The sequence below is a fragment of the Martelella mediterranea genome (assembly GCF_004342225.1).
Classification (GTDB): domain Bacteria; phylum Pseudomonadota; class Alphaproteobacteria; order Rhizobiales; family Rhizobiaceae; genus Martelella; species Martelella mediterranea_B.
Map to the genome: position 1 here is coordinate 42,697 of NZ_SMAR01000010.1, position 15,508 is coordinate 58,204.

The 15,508-nt window shown below is 54.9% G+C and carries 17 protein-coding genes; 5 read left to right on the top strand and 12 right to left on the bottom strand.

The genetic code is table 11. The annotated features are described in order from the left end of the window. Positions 1-13: 13 nt before the first annotated feature. A complete protein-coding gene (locus EDC90_RS08630) occupies positions 14-496 on the bottom strand; it encodes a glutathione peroxidase (protein ID WP_132310562.1) in 483 nt (160 codons plus the stop codon). Between the two features lie 122 nt (positions 497-618). Then, complete coding sequence (gene ychF / locus EDC90_RS08635; protein ID WP_132310564.1) at positions 619-1,722, bottom strand: redox-regulated ATPase YchF; 1,104 nt, start codon at positions 1,720-1,722, stop codon at positions 619-621. A gap of 238 nt (positions 1,723-1,960) precedes the next feature. On the opposite strand from ychF, the gene clpS reads away from it, so the two are divergent. After that, on the top strand, positions 1,961-2,272 hold the full coding sequence (clpS, locus tag EDC90_RS08640) for an ATP-dependent Clp protease adapter ClpS (RefSeq protein ID WP_132310566.1): 312 nt from the start codon (positions 1,961-1,963) through the stop codon (positions 2,270-2,272). A 114-nt stretch (positions 2,273-2,386) separates the two neighbouring features. Here the strand turns inward: clpS and pth are convergent, their stop codons facing one another. Genes pth through EDC90_RS08650 form a run of 3 tightly spaced genes read right to left on the bottom strand, consistent with a single transcriptional unit; the run spans position 2,387 to position 3,915 of the window. Beyond that, positions 2,387-3,118 (bottom strand): aminoacyl-tRNA hydrolase, encoded by a 732-nt coding sequence (gene pth, locus EDC90_RS08645; RefSeq protein WP_132310568.1) that lies wholly within the window; start codon positions 3,116-3,118, stop codon positions 2,387-2,389. A gap of 31 nt (positions 3,119-3,149) precedes the next feature. Continuing rightward, positions 3,150-3,317: a hypothetical protein gene (locus EDC90_RS20860; protein ID WP_165972786.1), complete on the bottom strand. Its 168-nt coding sequence runs from the start codon at positions 3,315-3,317 to the stop codon at positions 3,150-3,152. Beyond that, a complete protein-coding gene (locus EDC90_RS08650; RefSeq protein ID WP_132310570.1) occupies positions 3,283-3,915 on the bottom strand; it encodes a 50S ribosomal protein L25/general stress protein Ctc in 633 nt (210 codons plus the stop codon). The genes EDC90_RS20860 and EDC90_RS08650 overlap by 35 nt, the downstream gene beginning before the upstream one ends. Positions 3,916-4,266: 351 nt before the next feature. Here EDC90_RS08650 and EDC90_RS08655 point away from each other — a divergent pair, with 351 nt between their 5' ends. Then, positions 4,267-6,351 (top strand): putative bifunctional diguanylate cyclase/phosphodiesterase, encoded by a 2,085-nt coding sequence (locus tag EDC90_RS08655; protein ID WP_132310572.1) that lies wholly within the window; start codon positions 4,267-4,269, stop codon positions 6,349-6,351. Positions 6,352-6,552: 201 nt separating this feature from the next. Here the strand turns inward: EDC90_RS08655 and EDC90_RS08660 are convergent, their stop codons facing one another. The 6 genes from EDC90_RS08660 to lgt all read right to left on the bottom strand — a co-directional run bounded on the left by EDC90_RS08660 (position 6,553) and on the right by lgt (position 12,849). Further along, positions 6,553-7,485, bottom strand: coding sequence for a ribose-phosphate pyrophosphokinase (locus tag EDC90_RS08660; RefSeq protein WP_132310574.1), 933 nt, complete (start codon positions 7,483-7,485; stop codon positions 6,553-6,555). A gap of 140 nt (positions 7,486-7,625) precedes the next feature. Then, on the bottom strand, positions 7,626-8,510 hold the full coding sequence (locus EDC90_RS08665; RefSeq protein ID WP_132310576.1) for a hypothetical protein: 885 nt from the start codon (positions 8,508-8,510) through the stop codon (positions 7,626-7,628). An 84-nt stretch (positions 8,511-8,594) separates the two neighbouring features. Next, a complete protein-coding gene (locus tag EDC90_RS08670) occupies positions 8,595-9,746 on the bottom strand; it encodes a M24 family metallopeptidase (protein WP_132310578.1) in 1,152 nt (383 codons plus the stop codon). Between the two features lie 128 nt (positions 9,747-9,874). Beyond that, the gene (gene pgeF / locus EDC90_RS08675; protein ID WP_132310580.1) at positions 9,875-10,666 is read right to left on the bottom strand and encodes a peptidoglycan editing factor PgeF; all 792 of its coding nucleotides are present in this window, start codon (positions 10,664-10,666) and stop codon (positions 9,875-9,877) included. A gap of 222 nt (positions 10,667-10,888) precedes the next feature. After that, positions 10,889-11,989, bottom strand: coding sequence for a class I SAM-dependent methyltransferase (locus EDC90_RS08680; RefSeq protein WP_132310582.1), 1,101 nt, complete (start codon positions 11,987-11,989; stop codon positions 10,889-10,891). Further along, positions 11,986-12,849, bottom strand: a complete 864-nt coding sequence (gene lgt / locus EDC90_RS08685; RefSeq protein ID WP_132310584.1) for a prolipoprotein diacylglyceryl transferase — start codon at positions 12,847-12,849, stop codon at positions 11,986-11,988. The genes EDC90_RS08680 and lgt overlap by 4 nt, the downstream gene beginning before the upstream one ends. A 195-nt stretch (positions 12,850-13,044) precedes the next feature. On the opposite strand from lgt, the gene EDC90_RS08690 reads away from it, so the two are divergent. Then, the gene (locus tag EDC90_RS08690) at positions 13,045-13,311 is read left to right on the top strand and encodes an accessory factor UbiK family protein (protein ID WP_132310586.1); all 267 of its coding nucleotides are present in this window, start codon (positions 13,045-13,047) and stop codon (positions 13,309-13,311) included. A gap of 63 nt (positions 13,312-13,374) precedes the next feature. Here EDC90_RS08690 and EDC90_RS08695 read toward each other — a convergent pair whose 3' ends face one another. Beyond that, positions 13,375-13,809: a DUF4174 domain-containing protein gene (locus EDC90_RS08695; RefSeq protein WP_132310588.1), complete on the bottom strand. Its 435-nt coding sequence runs from the start codon at positions 13,807-13,809 to the stop codon at positions 13,375-13,377. A 350-nt stretch (positions 13,810-14,159) separates the two neighbouring features. Here EDC90_RS08695 and EDC90_RS08700 point away from each other — a divergent pair, with 350 nt between their 5' ends. Both EDC90_RS08700 and proC read left to right on the top strand, forming a co-directional pair. Then, on the top strand, positions 14,160-14,660 hold the full coding sequence (locus EDC90_RS08700) for a YbjN domain-containing protein (protein ID WP_132310590.1): 501 nt from the start codon (positions 14,160-14,162) through the stop codon (positions 14,658-14,660). 1 nt (position 14,661) lies between these two features. Further along, the gene (proC, locus tag EDC90_RS08705; protein ID WP_132310592.1) at positions 14,662-15,483 is read left to right on the top strand and encodes a pyrroline-5-carboxylate reductase; all 822 of its coding nucleotides are present in this window, start codon (positions 14,662-14,664) and stop codon (positions 15,481-15,483) included. Positions 15,484-15,508 lie beyond the last annotated feature (25 nt).

A 15,508-nucleotide genomic window follows, 5' to 3' on the forward strand; every position in this document is an offset into this window, starting at 1 on the left:
TTAAAATGGTGGATCAGGCAGCCAGAGCGCTTTTGATATCGTCTTCGATGTCTTCCGGTTTGACGGTTGGTGCGTAACGCTTCAGCGGTTCACCGTCTCGGCCGGCGAGAAACTTGGTAAAATTCCACTTGATCAGGCCGGAGCCCATAAATCCGGCCTTTTCCTTTTTCAGATACTGAAACAGCGGATGGGCCTTGTCACCATTCACGTCGACTTTCCCAAACATCGGAAAGCTGACATCAAACTGCGTCTTGCAGAAGGTTTCGATCGCAGCTTCGTCGGCAGGTTCCTGCCCGCCAAACTGGTTGCAGGGAAAGCCAAGGACAGAAAAGCCCTTGCCGCGATAGGTCTTGTAGAGCATTTCCAGACCGGCATATTGCGGCGTGAAACCACATCCACTGGCCGTGTTGACGATAAGAAGAACGTCGCCGCGGAAATCGTTAAGGCTTTTCGCCTCGCCAGTGATGGCTTTTGCTTCAAAGTCGTAAACGCTCATAAGAGACTCCGGTTTTTATTCTGTTTTTTACTGACATGTGTGCCGGTCATGCGGACGTTTCAAGAAAAAAGACCGGCTTTATGAAAAAGCCGGTCCGAAAAAAATCTGCTTGTGACGACTGATCAGGTGTTAAACCTGAAATGGATGACATCGCCATCCTGAACAATATATTCCTTGCCTTCATCGCGGGCTTTGCCCGCATCCTTGGCGCCCGTTTCGCCGTTAAAGGCGATGTAGTCCTCATAAGCGATGGTGTTGGCGCGAATGAAGCCGCGTTCAAAATCCGTGTGGATCACACCGGCAGCGCCGGGTGCCTTGGTGCCACGCCGCACCGTCCATGCACGGGTTTCCTTCGGTCCTACGGTGAAATAGGTGATCAGGTCGAGAAGCTTGTAACCGGCGCGGATAAGGCGGTCGAGGCCGGCCTCTTCCAGCCCCATTTCAGACAGGAACATTTCTGCTTCTTCTGCTTCCAGCTGCGCCACTTCGGCCTCAATCGCTGCAGAAATAATAACCGTTTCAGCGGATTGTTCTGCCGCCATTTTGGCTACGGCTTCGGTTTTCTCATTGCCGTTTGACGCATCGCCTTCGGCAACATTGCAGACGTAAAGCACCGGCTTTGATGTGAGCAGGTTCAGCGTCTTTAAGATTTTCAGCTCTTCGGCATCGATGTCGGACAGCAAGGTGCGCACTGGTTTGCCGTTCTGCAGAAGCTCCAGCGATGCTTCCATGACCGGCAGTACGGTCAGGGCTTCCTTGTCCTTGCCAGTGGCGCGTTTACGCGTCTGGTCAACGCGGCGCTCAAGGCTTTCAAGGTCAGCAAGCATCAGCTCGGTTTCGATTGTTTCGGCATCGGCTACCGGGTCAATTCTGCCTTCGACATGGGTAATGTCGTCATCTTCAAAGCAGCGCAGAACATGAACGACTGCGTCCACTTCGCGGATATTGGCCAGAAACTGGTTGCCCAGCCCTTCGCCCTTGGAGGCGCCGCGCACCAGACCGGCGATGTCGACGAAGGAAATGCGGGTGGGAATGATTTCCTTGGAACCGGCGATCTTTGCCAGTGCGCTCATACGGCTGTCGGGAACCGCGACCTCACCGGTATTGGGTTCGATCGTGCAGAAGGGATAGTTGGCGGCTTGCGCAGCGGCGGTCTTTGTCAGCGCATTGAAAAGGGTCGACTTGCCGACATTGGGCAGGCCGACGATTCCGCATTTGAAACCCATGGGAGTTTATCCTGCTTTTGTTTTGCTATCTGGCCTGAGGCTATGGGCGATGAAGGCCCCTGAGGTCAAGGGCTGAGCACTGAAACGCATGTTTTCTGTCCATCCGCATCTTGCGTATTGAAGGCCGAGCGCGCAAAATAGCGAAAATTGCCGATCATCATTTTCGGCGACGGCTTGTGGCTTTGGCCCGCCGTCATCAACACCCATTTATTCTATAAAGGATCGGATCGCGTCTCTCATGAGCGGAACAGGCACCGATACCAAACAGACGACCAGCGTTAAGCCAAAGGTTGAAAAACCACGCCTTTACAAGGTGATACTGGTGAACGACGACTACACACCGCGTGAATTTGTAATCATGGTGTTGCAGGCCGTTTTTCGCACCAGCGAGGATGAGGGTTACCAGATCATGGTTACAGCCCATCAGAAAGGCGCGTGTGTTGTCGCGGTTTATAGTCGCGACATTGCCGAGACCAAGGCCAAAGAGGCCGTTGATCTGGCCAAACAGGCCGATTTTCCGCTGATGTTTACGACCGAGCCGGAAGAATAGAACCAAGCGGTTCCTGAAGCATCGGGTTACGAGTTGCGCATCGTTCGATGTTTTGAATTTCTTGTTGGGGGCATCTGCTTAGCGAAAACCAGTCACCGCTTCTCGCTCGACGCTTTAGTCTTTTTTCTGACCGAACATCTTCTTCAGCATGTCAGCCATGGGGCCGGTTTCTGGCATTTTAGAATGACCATTCTGGCGCGCTTTATGAATATGCGACTGGGCTTTCGGCTTTTTGGGTGAAGCCGATCTCTGCGCGTTCTCGGGTGGAGCGGGGGACTTTCCGCCGGTTGCCAGTGCCAGTTTGTTCATCAGCTGGGAGTCATCACCTTTCGCCAGCAGATCAGCATTTCGGCCGAGTGCTTCCAGCAACGGTTCGAGCCAGTCTGCATCCGCCTTGGCAAAATCGCCCAGAACATGACCGTGGACTTTCTCTTTCATGCCAGGATGGCCAATACCGAGGCGTAACCGCCGGTAATCCTTGCCGCAATGGGCATCGATGGACTTGATGCCGTTATGTCCGCCGGAGCCGCCACCGGTTTTGATGCGGGCCTTTCCGGGCATAAGGTCGAGTTCGTCGTAGACCACGATCAGGTCGGCTGGTGTCAGTTTGAAAAAGCGCATGGCTTCACCAACGCTTTCCCCGGAGAGGTTCATGAAGGTCTGTGGCTTGATCAGCAGCGCTTTTTCGCCCGCAAGTTCGCCTTCGCTGATCAGCCCTTTGAATTTTTTTGACCAGGGTGAAAAGCGGTTCTCATCTGCGATGGCGTCGGCGGCCATGAAGCCGATATTGTGACGGTTCTTCGCATATTGTCCGCCGGGATTGCCGAGCCCTGCAATGATGATCATGGCGATATCCTTCCTGAACGTCGGGCCTGTTTCATCCCGGCAGGCCGCAGATGTCAAGGTTGAGGTCAATGACCGCAGAGGATGTGGGCGAGCTTTCAAACAAAAAAGGCCGCAGGCAGTGCCCGCGGCCTTTCAATACGGTCAGAAGCAAGATCGAAACGATCTTATTCTTCGGCTTCGCCTTCTGCGCCTTCTTCATCAGCAGCCTCGCCCTCATCGGACTTAAGACCAGCCGGTGCAGCGATCGTGGCGATCGTGAAGTCACGGTCGGTGATCGTCGGTGTCATGTTCTTCGGCAGGTCGACAGCCGAGATATGAACGGAATCACCAAGCTGAACGTCGGCCAGATCAACCGTGATGTAGTCCGGGATCGCGTTGGCCGGGCAATGGAATTCCACTTCGTGACGAACAACGTTCAGAACACCACCCTGCTTGATGCCGGGGCAGGTTTCGTCGTTGACGAAGTGAACCGGAACCGAAACGGTCACGACGCTCTTTTCCGAAACACGCAGGAAGTCAACATGCATGACAAAGTCGCGGACGGGGTCGAGCTGGTAATCCTTCGGCAGAACCAGATACTTGTCCTTGCCGACCTGGATCGTAAAGGTTGTGGTCATGAAACCGCCGTTGAAAATACGACGGGTAATCTCATTGCGGGAGACCGCAATTGAAACGGGGGCTTTCTTATCGCCGTAAATGACAGCGGGCATCATACCGTTGCGGCGCAGTTCGCGGGAGGACCCCTTACCAACCCGATCGCGCGCTTCGGCCTGGAGCATTGCCTGTTCCTGGCTCATGGCATTTCCTTTCAGATGTTGCGGAGCGTTTGGCCGGATGTCAAATTTCCGGCGAAACGGAGAGATAAATCTCCCATTCGCACTGCCTCCAAGGGTGTCTGTGCGAACGAGGTGCCTATAGAGCAGCTCCGGTAAAAACGCAAGCACCCGCCTTCACTATACTGTGTTCCCTCCGTTTGCGCGCTGCTTACGGTATTATTGCCGGTTATGTCTTTTAGGATGCAGCAACAGTCAAAATTGGATGACATCGCCGCCGGGACGTGCGTTTTGGCGTTTATAAATCATTATAAAAGGATATATAAAAATTAGTTGGAACAATTCTACCCTGTAGAGCAAAGTCGGGGATGACGTTTGGATAGACTGGTCAGTTGCCTCACTGTCGAGCATACGCCGACAGCGTTCTTTGCTTCAGTTGCGGTTGCGCTGGTCGGTGGTTATCTGACAGTCAGCCTTTCCCAGCGCATCCGCAATGCGCCGGTCGTATCGTCTCAGATCTGGCTGCTGCTGGCTGGATTTGTGGGTGGGGTTTCCGTGTGGTGCGCCCACTTTATAGCGATGCTGGGTTATCAGGTCGCACAACCTCACGCCTATGATCCAGTTCTCACATTTGTCTCGCTCGGTCTGGTGGTTGTAACAGCGACAGCGGGAATTTTTGTCGGTGCATATGCACGGCGAGGCCCACTTCTGGAGGCCGGCGGCGTGGTGATGGGTCTGGGCGTCGGGCTCATGCATTTCGTTGGGATGGCCGGTTTTCAGGCTTCGGGAGCGGCAGTCTGGTCGGTCTGGTCTATTCTGTTGTCTCTGGTACTGGGTGGCTTTTTCGGCGCTCTTTGTTTTACCACGGCTGTGCGCCTGCCTCTTCGGGTAAGAACATTCGTTGCAGCGTTCTTTTTTCTGCTGGCGGTTGTTTCGGTTCATTATATTAGCCTTGCTGGCCTGACGATCGTACCGAACGGCTCTGCCGCTGAACCATTCAGCGGCTTGCAGCGCCAGACGATGATTTTCTTCACAGCACAGGGAACATCACTTGTCTTTGTCCTTGGCTTTGCCTTGCTGGTTCTTGATGTCCGCAACAGGCAGAGCCTCAACGATCAGGTTTTCAATGCGCGCGCTCACGACGCACTGACAGGGCTTCCAAACCGCTGGGCGCTGGGCGTTGAGCTTGATAAGGCTGTTGAAGACGCTGAAAGTCGGGGTGGACAGCTTGCGCTTCTGCTTCTCGATGTCGAGCGCTTTAAAGAAATTAACGATGTTCACGGGCATTCTGCCGGTGATTATGTACTGAGTGCGGTTGCGAGTCGGCTGTCTTCCTCTGCCGGGCTGAGCGGCTTTTTGGCGCGGGCGGGCAATGATGAGTTTGCAATCATTCTACGGTATTATACGCATCGCAGCGAAACGGTTAGGCTTATGCGGCGCATTGCCCATGAGCTGGAGCGGCCGGTCGAGTGGCGCGGGTTGCAGTTTTCTATCCAGGTTTCTGCCGGTGTTTCCGTTTTTCCGGCGAATGGCCGTGCAGCCGATCAGCTGATTGCCCGTGCCGAGGCAGCTCTTCAAAGGGCTAAACGAAAAGGCTCAGGCACAGCGTTTTATAAGTCAGAGCTTGACCGTGGCGCGCGAAGACGCAACGAACTTGCGCTTGATCTCCGCCGCGCGCTCAGTGACGGTGAGTTTCGGCTATTTTATCAACAACAACACATGATCGACAGTCAGGAGGTCTTCGGCTTCGAAGTTCTCTTGCGCTGGTTTCACAAAGAATATGGTTTCATTGGTCCGGATGAGTTTATCCCATTGGCTGAACGGACCGGGTTCATTGATACGCTCGGTGAGTGGCTGCTGCGTGAAGCCTGCGCCGATGCTGTCAACTGGAAGAATCCCCTCCAGGTGGGGGTTAATGTTGCGCCCCAGCAGCTTGCTGACTATCGTTTTCCAGAGAAAGTCGCGGCCATTCTGGAAGGAACCGGTCTGCCGCCGGAAAGGCTTGAACTCGAAATCACAGAAAGCGGTTTCATCGATGATTTTAATCGAACATTTGAAGCCATCAGAGCGCTTAAGGCGCTTGGCGTGAAAATCGCGATGGATGATTTCGGAACCGGCTACTCATCGCTTTCGATGTTGCAGCAGTTCCCCTTTGACAAAATCAAGATCGACCGCTCTTTCGTTCAGGGCCTGCCTGAAAATGATCTATCTGCCGCTATCGTTCGCTCGACACTGATGATCAGCAAAAGCCTTGGAATTCGTGTACTTGCAGAAGGTGTTGAGACGGAAGAGCAGCTTCGCTTTCTGCTGCAGGAGCAATGTACCCGCGCTCAGGGCTTTTATTTCGGAAAACCTGTTCCGCGCGTTGAAATCGAAGACTATGTCAGCGGCCCCTGCCCACCGTCAGAGCGTTGCTGCACACCGATTAAGATAGAGCCTGGTGATAGTGGAAGGGCTTGAACGGGACATGGCAATCGGCCCCGTCCGGCAGTGTTGGGCCTATTAGAGCATTTCGCAGTCAGATGGAAACATCTGACGTCCGCGAAAATGCATCAAAACAAAGAGATAGAGCGGTTGCGCGTTGCCATGAAAGATGGAGCAGCTCGAGAGCGCCGTGCATCCATTCGGATGAACAAAGCACGATGCTGTAGCCAGGCAAGATCAATCGAAAAGGCTGGAGACCGATGACTCATGGCTGGTCCGGTTGATCGCTTCGCCAATCAGAGATGCCGTTGTGACCACCCGAACTTTCGGCGACGACACCATCTCACCGCGCGGCTGGATGGAGTCGGTGATGACCAGCTCTTCAAGCCTGGATGATGTGATGCGCTGCACGGCATTGTTGGAAAGCACGCCATGTGTGATGTAGGCACGCACGCTTAGCGCCCCGTTCTTCAAAAGTGCGTCAGCCGCATTGCAGAGCGTTCCGCCGGAATCGACGATATCGTCGATCAGGATGCACTCCTTGCCTTCGACTTCACCGATGATATTCATGACTTCCGACTCACCGGGGCGCTCGCGCCTTTTGTCAACGATGGCCAAAAGACAGTCGAGCCGCTTTGCCAGAGAACGGGCGCGAACCACGCCGCCGACATCCGGTGAAACCACCATCACGTTCTCAAGGTTGAGACGCGATTTGATGTCTCTGGAAAGAATCGGCAAGGCATAAAGATTGTCGGTCGGAATATCGAAGAAGCCCTGAATCTGACCGGCATGCAGATCAAGTGTCATCACCCTGTTGGCGCCTGCCTGGGTTATGAGGTTGGCAACCAGCTTGGCTGAAATCGGTGTGCGGGGGCCTGGCTTCCGGTCCTGTCGCGCATAGCCGAAGTATGGCAAAACCGCCGTGATGCGTCTGGCTGAGGACCGGCGAAACGCGTCGATCATGATCAGCAATTCCATCAGGTGGTCATTCGTGGGAAATGATGTCGACTGGACGACAAAAACGTCTTCCCCGCGCACATTTTCCTGAATTTCTACGAATATTTCCTGATCGGCAAATCGCCTTACACTGGCTTTGCCCATCGGGACGTTAAGGTAGTTGCAGATCGCTTCGGCAAGTTGTCGGTTCGAATTGCCCGCGAATACTTTCATATCAGATCGCCCGTTCCGTCACTCTGGCTCTGCTTGCCTTTTAACCGCTCTCGTGCCGATTGCAAGATGCGGGACGCATGTAAGGCCTATATCTTCAGGCCTTTTTCACCGTGTAACCTAAAATGCTAAAATTTTATGACTTAGTTCTGCGAGTCGATCCATGTGATCAGGGTTGCAATCGTATCCTGTCCGATGGTGGCCATCATATCGGGTGTGACCGATTCCCACGTATCGCTGGCACCGGCTGTCGCCGGTCCGGATTGACTGCCCTGAATGCGATGAAGCCGGCTTCCTTCCGGACCAATTACATCCCAGACATAGACGACCTGTACTTCATCGTCCTGACTGACGGCAGAGAAATATCCCTTCAGGCTGAGACTTGCTGTTTCGTCATCCATACGCGTGATCGTCAGGCCAGATGCGCGTGCAGCATCGCCAAGCCGCTTTGAAAGCGGCTGAAGTTTATCGGCAGGAGCGCCGATCAATGGCAGAAAGCGGACCGTATCGTAGGCCGCAATCGTTGCCGTTGTTCCACCAGATGTTGTTGTCACCGCAGATGTTCGTGCTGGCGCACTTTGCGTCACTGGCTGCGTTGCTGGTGCAGCCGTCGTTTGAACCGGTGTTGCTGTCGTCTGGGTCGGAGCGCTTGTGGTTGCGCTGACCGTTTGAGGGGCGGGTGCCTGCGGTTGTTGTGTTGTCGCCGGTGCGGGGGCAAGGCCTGATGCCTGAGCACCAAAGGTGCTTGGTGCACGTCCGCGTCCGGGCGTCGCGTCCAGCGTCGTCTGGCTGGCGGCCGAAGCTGGCACATTTCCGCCAGCCGATGGCGGCGGCGCAAGCGTTTGGCGCTCGACGGTACTCTGGCGGGCAGCGGCAAGTGTTGCATCGGGCGTTTGAGATGCTGGCTGCATGGGCGCTGTACCAGTGCCAACAGGTGCGGGCGGCGTATCGTTAACCGTCAGCACGTCATTGGTCGAGCAGGCAGAAATGAGCCCTGCCGACAGTAGAATGATCGCCAGCCTACGCACGTTGCAGCTATCCCTGATCCTTGAAATCGCTAACATTTTGTGCGGTCAGGCGTGGACCTGTCAACGAAACGCGCTCAACGTCGTTTATTTTGTGTAAAGATCAAGCGGATGGCGCGAGAGCGGTTTCGGTTCATTTTCACCAGTCAGATAGGTGCGCCCCAGCGTCATGGCCGAGCCACTGTCTGAATCCATGATGATGATATGTACAAAAAGGGACATGTCAGGCTGGATGGGCTGCTGATTGCCTGCGTGAAACATCTGATGTTCCATCCAGGAGGGCGCGAACCGCGCACCGAGTGAATAGCCGCACGCATTCAGGCGGTGCCTGGACAAGCCGCGCTCGTCCATAATTTCTGCATGCCGGTCGAAAACATCGCCGAAAGTGTGTCCGGGTCTGAGAATTTCTTCGATGGATTCCAGCGTTGCGCGCGCGGCCCGAAACAGCGTCTGATGGCGGTCGCTGACCTCGCCAGTCAGTACTGTGCGCATGGCCGCAACATGATAGTTCGCAGCAACGCCTGCCCATTCAAGGGTCAGCTGATCATTGTCAGAAAGTTTTCGTCTGCCTGATTTTGCGCGGCATAAAAGAGCAGATTCGCCAGAACCGATTATGAAATTATTCGCCGGATAATCGCCACCTGCGGCGAGAACCGCGCCTTGCATTGCGGCCAGAATTTCAGCCTCATCTGCGCCGGGGCGCACCAGCGGCAGCGCGGCATCAAACGCATCATCGCAAAATGTTGCTGCGCGTTCGATATAGGCGATTTCTGCCGGGCTTTTGATCAGTCTCAGGTCGCTGACGAGGTAAGAGGCATCCTGTAACTGGCAGAAGGATTGCAGCTGTTCATCAAGCAGACGCGCGGAGCGTCCGGTCATGCCATGTGTATCATATTCGACGCCGATCTTTGCCCCAAGCAGGTCCATCTCGGACAACATGTCCTTCAGGTCACGACTTGGATCAGACTGGCCGCGGTCGACCCAGACACGAATGTCCTTGATGATTGAGGTCTGGCGTGCCTGCCGGATATCGGCTGAACGTGTCAGAAGCGCCATGCGCCCATCTGCTGTGACGGCAAGGCACTGGAAAAACACGAAACCGAACGTGTCATAGCCCGTCAGCCAATACATGCTTTCCTGTGCAAACAGCAAAACAGCATCCAGCTTTTTGTGAACCATCGATTCCTTGAGCCGTTCAAGACGGCGGGCATATTCGTCCGTTTCAAAAGCCAGTGCCATTTTTGTCTCCCCGGTTTCGGTCAGAACCGAAAGATTGAAATTCGAGAACATATCCGAAATGACTTTTACCGGACATGCGTGAGAACAGAAAGTCTTTCAGCCTGTGCCGAACAGCCGCACAGCTTTTCCTACATTGCGATTGCCGATATTTGTCGTCCATAATCGCTTTCCCGACAGTGCGTCGTGCGGCGGAATGAAAAGAAGTCGGCTGCATTCCTGTATGTGCAGCGATCCAGAATTTCATATTCTATGCCAGCTTCATTCAGCCGGGTGCCAATGAATGCCGGTAAATCGAAATAGGCATGATCGGGCGTTTCAGATGCTTTGAAGAACTGATCATTTTCTGGCGAGGTCTTGCAAAAACGCTCTTTGAATTCAGGCCCGACCTCATAGGCGTGGCGGCTGATTGTCGGTCCGAGACAAGCCTTGATGGTTGGTCGCGTTGCGCCGAGCTTCAGCATCGCTTCCACGGTTGCTTCCAGAACGCCGCCAAACGCTCCGCACCAGCCAGCATGTGCAGCACCGATCACGCCATTCTTAGCATCGGCAAAAAGAACCGGGCCACAATCTGCCGTCAGAACACCGAGTACAAGGCCGGGGGTTCGGGTTACCAGTGCATCGGCTTTCGGTCGTTCCCCGGTTAATGGTTGGTCCACTGTAATGACATCGGCAGAATGGTGCTGGTGCAGATTGATCAGGAATTCCGGTTTGGTGCCGAACCAATCAGCGACCCTGCGGCGGTTTTCCGCGATATGGGCTTTTATATCGTCCGAACCATTGCCGCAGTTGAGGCTTTCGTAAATTCCCCTGGACACGCCGCCCTGACGGGTAAAAAAGCCATGACGAACGGGGCTGTCGGTGCAGGCTGAAGTCAGAAGGTCACTTCGGACAGGCTTGAGAGCGTGCTTGTTTGACAGCATGACGGCGCGATCCTCGTTGACATTTTTTTCTAGTCACCCGAATCTGAAGTTCGTCTCATTGTTCCGCTTGCTCTGAACGAACGTCAGATTCAACGAGGGTGACTAGCAAGTTTATGTTTCTAGTGTGGTTTTCGAATTTGGAATTCGCATTCGAGGTTGCTGCAATAATGAGGCGAATTTCAAATTCACCACACTAGATGTTGTGGGCGGGATGTGGTGTTGTCAATCCGCCTTGTCAAAGGGCGTGAGTGCGATGCTGGTGTGAGAGATCGCGAGAACCTTGAACAGATCTCCCATGTCATCAGGCCCGTCGCCTGCAAGCCGGGTTGCAGATTCCACGATCTTTCTTTGCGTTTCGGCATCGCGTCCACGCCCGAGCGCAGAGGCGCGCGGACCGAGGCCAAGGCCGCTTAAGAAATCACCCTGATGCAAAGGAGGATGAACATGCAGCTTTTGGGCAATCGCCACTTTCACAAGGGCTTCGAAATCTACATGGCTGGTCAGGTCCGCTTCCCCCGGATGGGCAAGCGGCGGGTCAAATGCATGCCCCCGAAGAGCCTGCAAGGTATCGCCGAAGCCACTTCTTAAGTGGCCATAGTCAATCAGCAATGCTGTGCCGCCTTGTGTGGCCAGGCGCTCGCAGATATCGGCCATCAGCGCTTCGCGTGCGGGTGAAGTCTCGAAAATTGTGCCCTCCGGCTGCCTGTCTGCCTCTTTCGGAAGGGCGGTCTTCTCCAGCTGCGCCGGGCCGATCCCGAAGCTCAGGTTGCCGTTATCATCGAGCCCGACGACACGCTCGAAAAAGCCATTTGCTGTTTTGATGAACTGGCGGGTGGCTATCGCATCGAAAAGCTCGTTGGCCACAATCATCGTGAAGCCTTCTGCGGCCTCACCAAGGTTGTCGATCCATTTCAGTTTCGGGCGGTGAGCCTGAAGCGTTTCGGCCTGCTTGCTGCGTAAGGCAGGGCTGGTTTCCAGCAGGTTGACGCGAAGGCCATCATAAAGGCGGGGCTGAAGTGTGGCGATGACATTCAGGATATCCGCCATCATCGTCCCGCGTCCCGGTCCGCCCTCGATCAAAACGGTATGATCCGGTTCGCCGTTGCGCTGCCAGGCATGAACCAGAAAAACGCCGATCAGCTCGCCAAACAGCTGCGAGATTTCCGGCGCTGTCGTGAAGTCTCCCGCTTTGCCGAAAGGGTCGCGGGTTTTGTAATAGCCGTGCTCATTGTCGGCCAGGCAAAGATTGAAATACGTGCTGACGGGCATTGGCCCGCTCTCGCGGATCATTGCTGCAATCTTTTTCTGTAACGGTGTGCTCACGATCGCGGGCCCGCATTGTTGCGCCCGGCCCGATGGTTCGAATACCAGAGCCCCCACAAGCCTGCGGCAAGCATGGGCAGAGACAGGATCATTCCCATCGTCAGCCAGCCGCCGAGGAGGTAGCCAAGCTGCGGATCCGGCTGCCGGAAAAATTCAACGAAAATTCTGGAGAGGGCATAGAGGCAGACAAAGAGACTGGCGGTGATGCCGGGGCGTTTCAGCGTATGAAAAAACTGAGTGAGAACAAACAGAATGATCAGCGTGACCAGCCCTTCAAGTCCGGCTTCATAAAGCTGGCTTGGGTGGCGCGGGAGCGGGCCTGCGCCGGGAAAGACCATGCCCCAGGGAAGGTCCGGTGCGACGCGTCCCCAAAGTTCGCCATTGATGAAATTGGCAATCCGCCCGAAAAACAGGCCAATGGGCGCAACGGTGGACATGAGGTCGAAAAGCGACCAGACGCTGATTCCGTTCTTACGTCCGAAGAGAATCATCACGGTGATCATGCCAATCAGGCCACCATGAAATGACATTCCGCCATCCCAGACCTTAAAGATCATCAGCGGGTCAGACAGGAAGGCATCCGGAACGTAAAACAGCATATAGCCCAGCCTGCCACCGATCACGATCCCGAGCACTGACCATGTGATGAAGTCGTCCAGCTTCACCGTCGTCATTGGCGCCTGGTTTGCGGGCCAAAGCTGATTTTTCTTCAGCAGCCAGCGTGCATAAAGCCAGCCGAGCATGATCCCGGCTACATAGGCCAGTCCGTACCAATGGATCTGAAGTGGCCCGAGGCGAAGCGCTATGGGGTCGATAGCGGGAAAGGCCAGTGAGGCCTGAACGATCTGGTCTGGCTGCAACGCGGTACTTCCTCTATAGTCGGCGGCGAAGATGGCGGTACTTCATGGCCGGGTCAAGTCACACCTGCATCACGTCTGCTGGCCGGTTGTGGCGCGGGATGATATTTCGGGCTTGTTTCTGAGCGGCGACGCCACTACTTCAACACCCAAGAGCCGGAATTCTGGGTTTCCGGCAGTGTCAAAGGGAGACATGTCATGACGTCCGGCACGAATCGCATTCTTGATGATCTTGCAAAGCTGATGACCGACGCCGCCGGTTCGGTGCAGACGGCCGGCAAAGATCTCGAAACCGCAGTCAAGGCGCAGGTTGAGCGCTGGCTGAACAGCATGGATGTTGTGCAGCGGGAAGAGTTTGATGCGGTGCGTGAAATGGCCATCAAGGCACGGGATGAAAACGACGAGCTGCGCGCCCGCCTTGAAGCGCTGGAAGCAAAGCTGGGCGAAAAGGCTGACGCTGAGTAAGAACGGCCATTGTCTGGCCAAGGCGGTGCGATATGCGGTTGGCCCGGAAAAGCCTGCCGGGTGCTATTTGCGCATTTCGCGCTGACGCATTGGCATCGCGTCAATCATGGCGAAGATTTCATCGGGCGAGACGGCTTCACGCCAGCGTCCCTTCTCGCCACCATCTTTTCCGATCAGAATAACTGCAAACTGGTCACTGTCGACCCCGTGCGCCTGTCGCAGGTCGGCTGCTGACACATTGGGTGCGGGCGGTCCCGGCATGATCGCCGGTTGTTCATGGCTTCCTGTGATCATGATGACCGCCATATCCCGTTCCCGGATATTGGCCTCGCGGATCATCAGAGCCTCAGTTTGCAGCTTGTAGTTTCTGCTCTGGCGGTCAGGCGCGAAGATCAGGAGCGGGCGATTTTCGTAGCGGTAGGTTGCCAGCGTGTCTGCACTGGCCTGAGGGGCTATGAACGCGGCGCTCAAAGCATAAATCAGCGTTTTTTTCATCATCCCGAGCCGTCCTTGCCCACCAGAAATAATGTAGGTCTCTGACAATTTTGCATTTGTCAGGATGTTACGGCGTTATCCCGCACATGGTTTAAAAAAAGTTCAGCCTGTGGACATGGTTAAAAAAGTCAGTCTGCAGAGTCATTTAGAACCTGCTGCTGAATCAATCTCGAAAGGTTGAAAACAGCTGATTGGCGCAATGCCGCGCTGTGGGGGCTGGCAGCCCGGTTTTCCCATTATACACTGATTTTAATAGATGATTCGAAATTTTGTCCGGTGAACGATCAGCCGTCACGCATTCGGGTGGAACCTGAACGATGTAATGGTCTGTATTCGCCGCAATGGGTGGGTTTATGAGCCTTCTTGAATGGGAAATGGAACGTCAGTCCAATCCGGTGGATCTGATCGAATTCGTGGCAGCCACGAATGACTGGTCATTTGAGCGCGCCGGAGAAGACGAAATCGCCATGACGGTGAAAGGTCAGTGGGCGGATTATCACGTCTCGTTTTCATGGATGAGCGAATATGAAGCCCTGCATATTGCCTGTGCGTTTGATCTGAGGGTTGCCGATCATCGCAGCAATGAGGTGATCCGTCTGCTGTCGCTGATCAACAGCCAGGTGCTGATGGGTCATTTTGATTTCTGGCGTCAGGAAAATGTCGTGGTCTATCGCCACTCTCTTCTTTTGGCAGGAGGCGCGGACCCAACCAACCAGCAGGTTGAAGTAACGCTTTCCAATGCGCTGGACGCCTGTGAAAACTATTATCAGGCGTTTCAGTTTGTTGTCTGGTCACAGGCTTCTGCTGAAGAGGCCATGAAATCCGTGATGTTCGAAACTGTTGGAGAGGCCTGACATGTCAGATCTCGGTGCACTTGAAGGCGTTGTTCTGGTCGGCGCTGGAAATATGGGCGGCGCCATGCTTTCGGGCTGGGTTTCCGGCGGCGTGAAGCCTCAGAATATAACCGTGATTGACCCTAACCCTTCGGACAGGATCAAAGGGCTTCTGGATAGTCGCGGCATTCGCCATGCGGTTACGCCACCGGATAATATGAAAGCGAAGATCCTGATCCTCGCAGTCAAGCCGCAGGTCATGTATGCGGTGTTGGAGACACTGCATCCGGTTATTGATGAAGAGACGCTGGTGATCTCGGTGGCTGCGGGCAAAACGCTGTCATATTTCGAAGAGCGTCTCGGCGCGCTGCCGATGGTCCGTACCATTCCGAATACGCCATCCATGATCGGCCGGGGTGTCATTGGTGCATTTGCCAATGAACGCGTCGGCGCTGAAGACCGCACAAAGGCGGATATTCTGCTGTCGGCCGTCGGCCATGTCGAATGGGTCGGCGACGAAGCCGACATTGATGCGGTGACGGCTGTCGCTGGCAGCGGTCCTGCCTATGTTTTCTATCTGGTGGAATGCATGGCTGAGGCTGCCCGCAAGCTGGGTCTGGACGAAGACCTTGCCATGCGGCTTGCGCGTGAAACCGTCATCGGAGCCGGTGCCCTCCTCGATCATTCCGGGGAAGAGGCCGGTGTCTTGCGTAAAAACGTAACGTCACCGGGCGGCACCACTGCGGCTGCGCTTTCTCACCTGATGGCAGAAGATGGCTTGCAGCCGGTATTTGATGCCGCACTTAAGGCGGCGCGTGACCGGTCGCGTGAGCTGTCAGGCTGACGCTGACAGGGTGGGTTTGAAGACA

What these genes read in the sequence shown, in the direction of transcription:
- EDC90_RS08630 (WP_132310562.1), bottom strand. Translation starts at nt 496, where the DNA reads ATGAGCGTTTACGACTTTGAAGCAAAAGCCATCACTGGCGAGGCGAAA.
- ychF (WP_132310564.1), bottom strand. Translation starts at nt 1,722, where the DNA reads ATGGGTTTCAAATGCGGAATCGTCGGCCTGCCCAATGTCGGCAAGTCG.
- clpS (WP_132310566.1), top strand. Translation starts at nt 1,961, where the DNA reads ATGAGCGGAACAGGCACCGATACCAAACAGACGACCAGCGTTAAGCCA.
- pth (WP_132310568.1), bottom strand. Translation starts at nt 3,118, where the DNA reads ATGATCATCATTGCAGGGCTCGGCAATCCCGGCGGACAATATGCGAAG.
- EDC90_RS20860 (WP_165972786.1), bottom strand. Translation starts at nt 3,317, where the DNA reads ATGAAGAAGGCGCAGAAGGCGAAGCCGAAGAATAAGATCGTTTCGATC.
- EDC90_RS08650 (WP_132310570.1), bottom strand. Translation starts at nt 3,915, where the DNA reads ATGAGCCAGGAACAGGCAATGCTCCAGGCCGAAGCGCGCGATCGGGTT.
- EDC90_RS08660 (WP_132310574.1), bottom strand. Translation starts at nt 7,485, where the DNA reads ATGAAAGTATTCGCGGGCAATTCGAACCGACAACTTGCCGAAGCGATC.
- EDC90_RS08670 (WP_132310578.1), bottom strand. Translation starts at nt 9,746, where the DNA reads ATGGCACTGGCTTTTGAAACGGACGAATATGCCCGCCGTCTTGAACGG.
- pgeF (WP_132310580.1), bottom strand. Translation starts at nt 10,666, where the DNA reads ATGCTGTCAAACAAGCACGCTCTCAAGCCTGTCCGAAGTGACCTTCTG.
- EDC90_RS08690 (WP_132310586.1), top strand. Translation starts at nt 13,045, where the DNA reads ATGACGTCCGGCACGAATCGCATTCTTGATGATCTTGCAAAGCTGATG.
- EDC90_RS08695 (WP_132310588.1), bottom strand. Translation starts at nt 13,809, where the DNA reads ATGATGAAAAAAACGCTGATTTATGCTTTGAGCGCCGCGTTCATAGCC.
- EDC90_RS08700 (WP_132310590.1), top strand. Translation starts at nt 14,160, where the DNA reads ATGAGCCTTCTTGAATGGGAAATGGAACGTCAGTCCAATCCGGTGGAT.
- proC (WP_132310592.1), top strand. Translation starts at nt 14,662, where the DNA reads ATGTCAGATCTCGGTGCACTTGAAGGCGTTGTTCTGGTCGGCGCTGGA.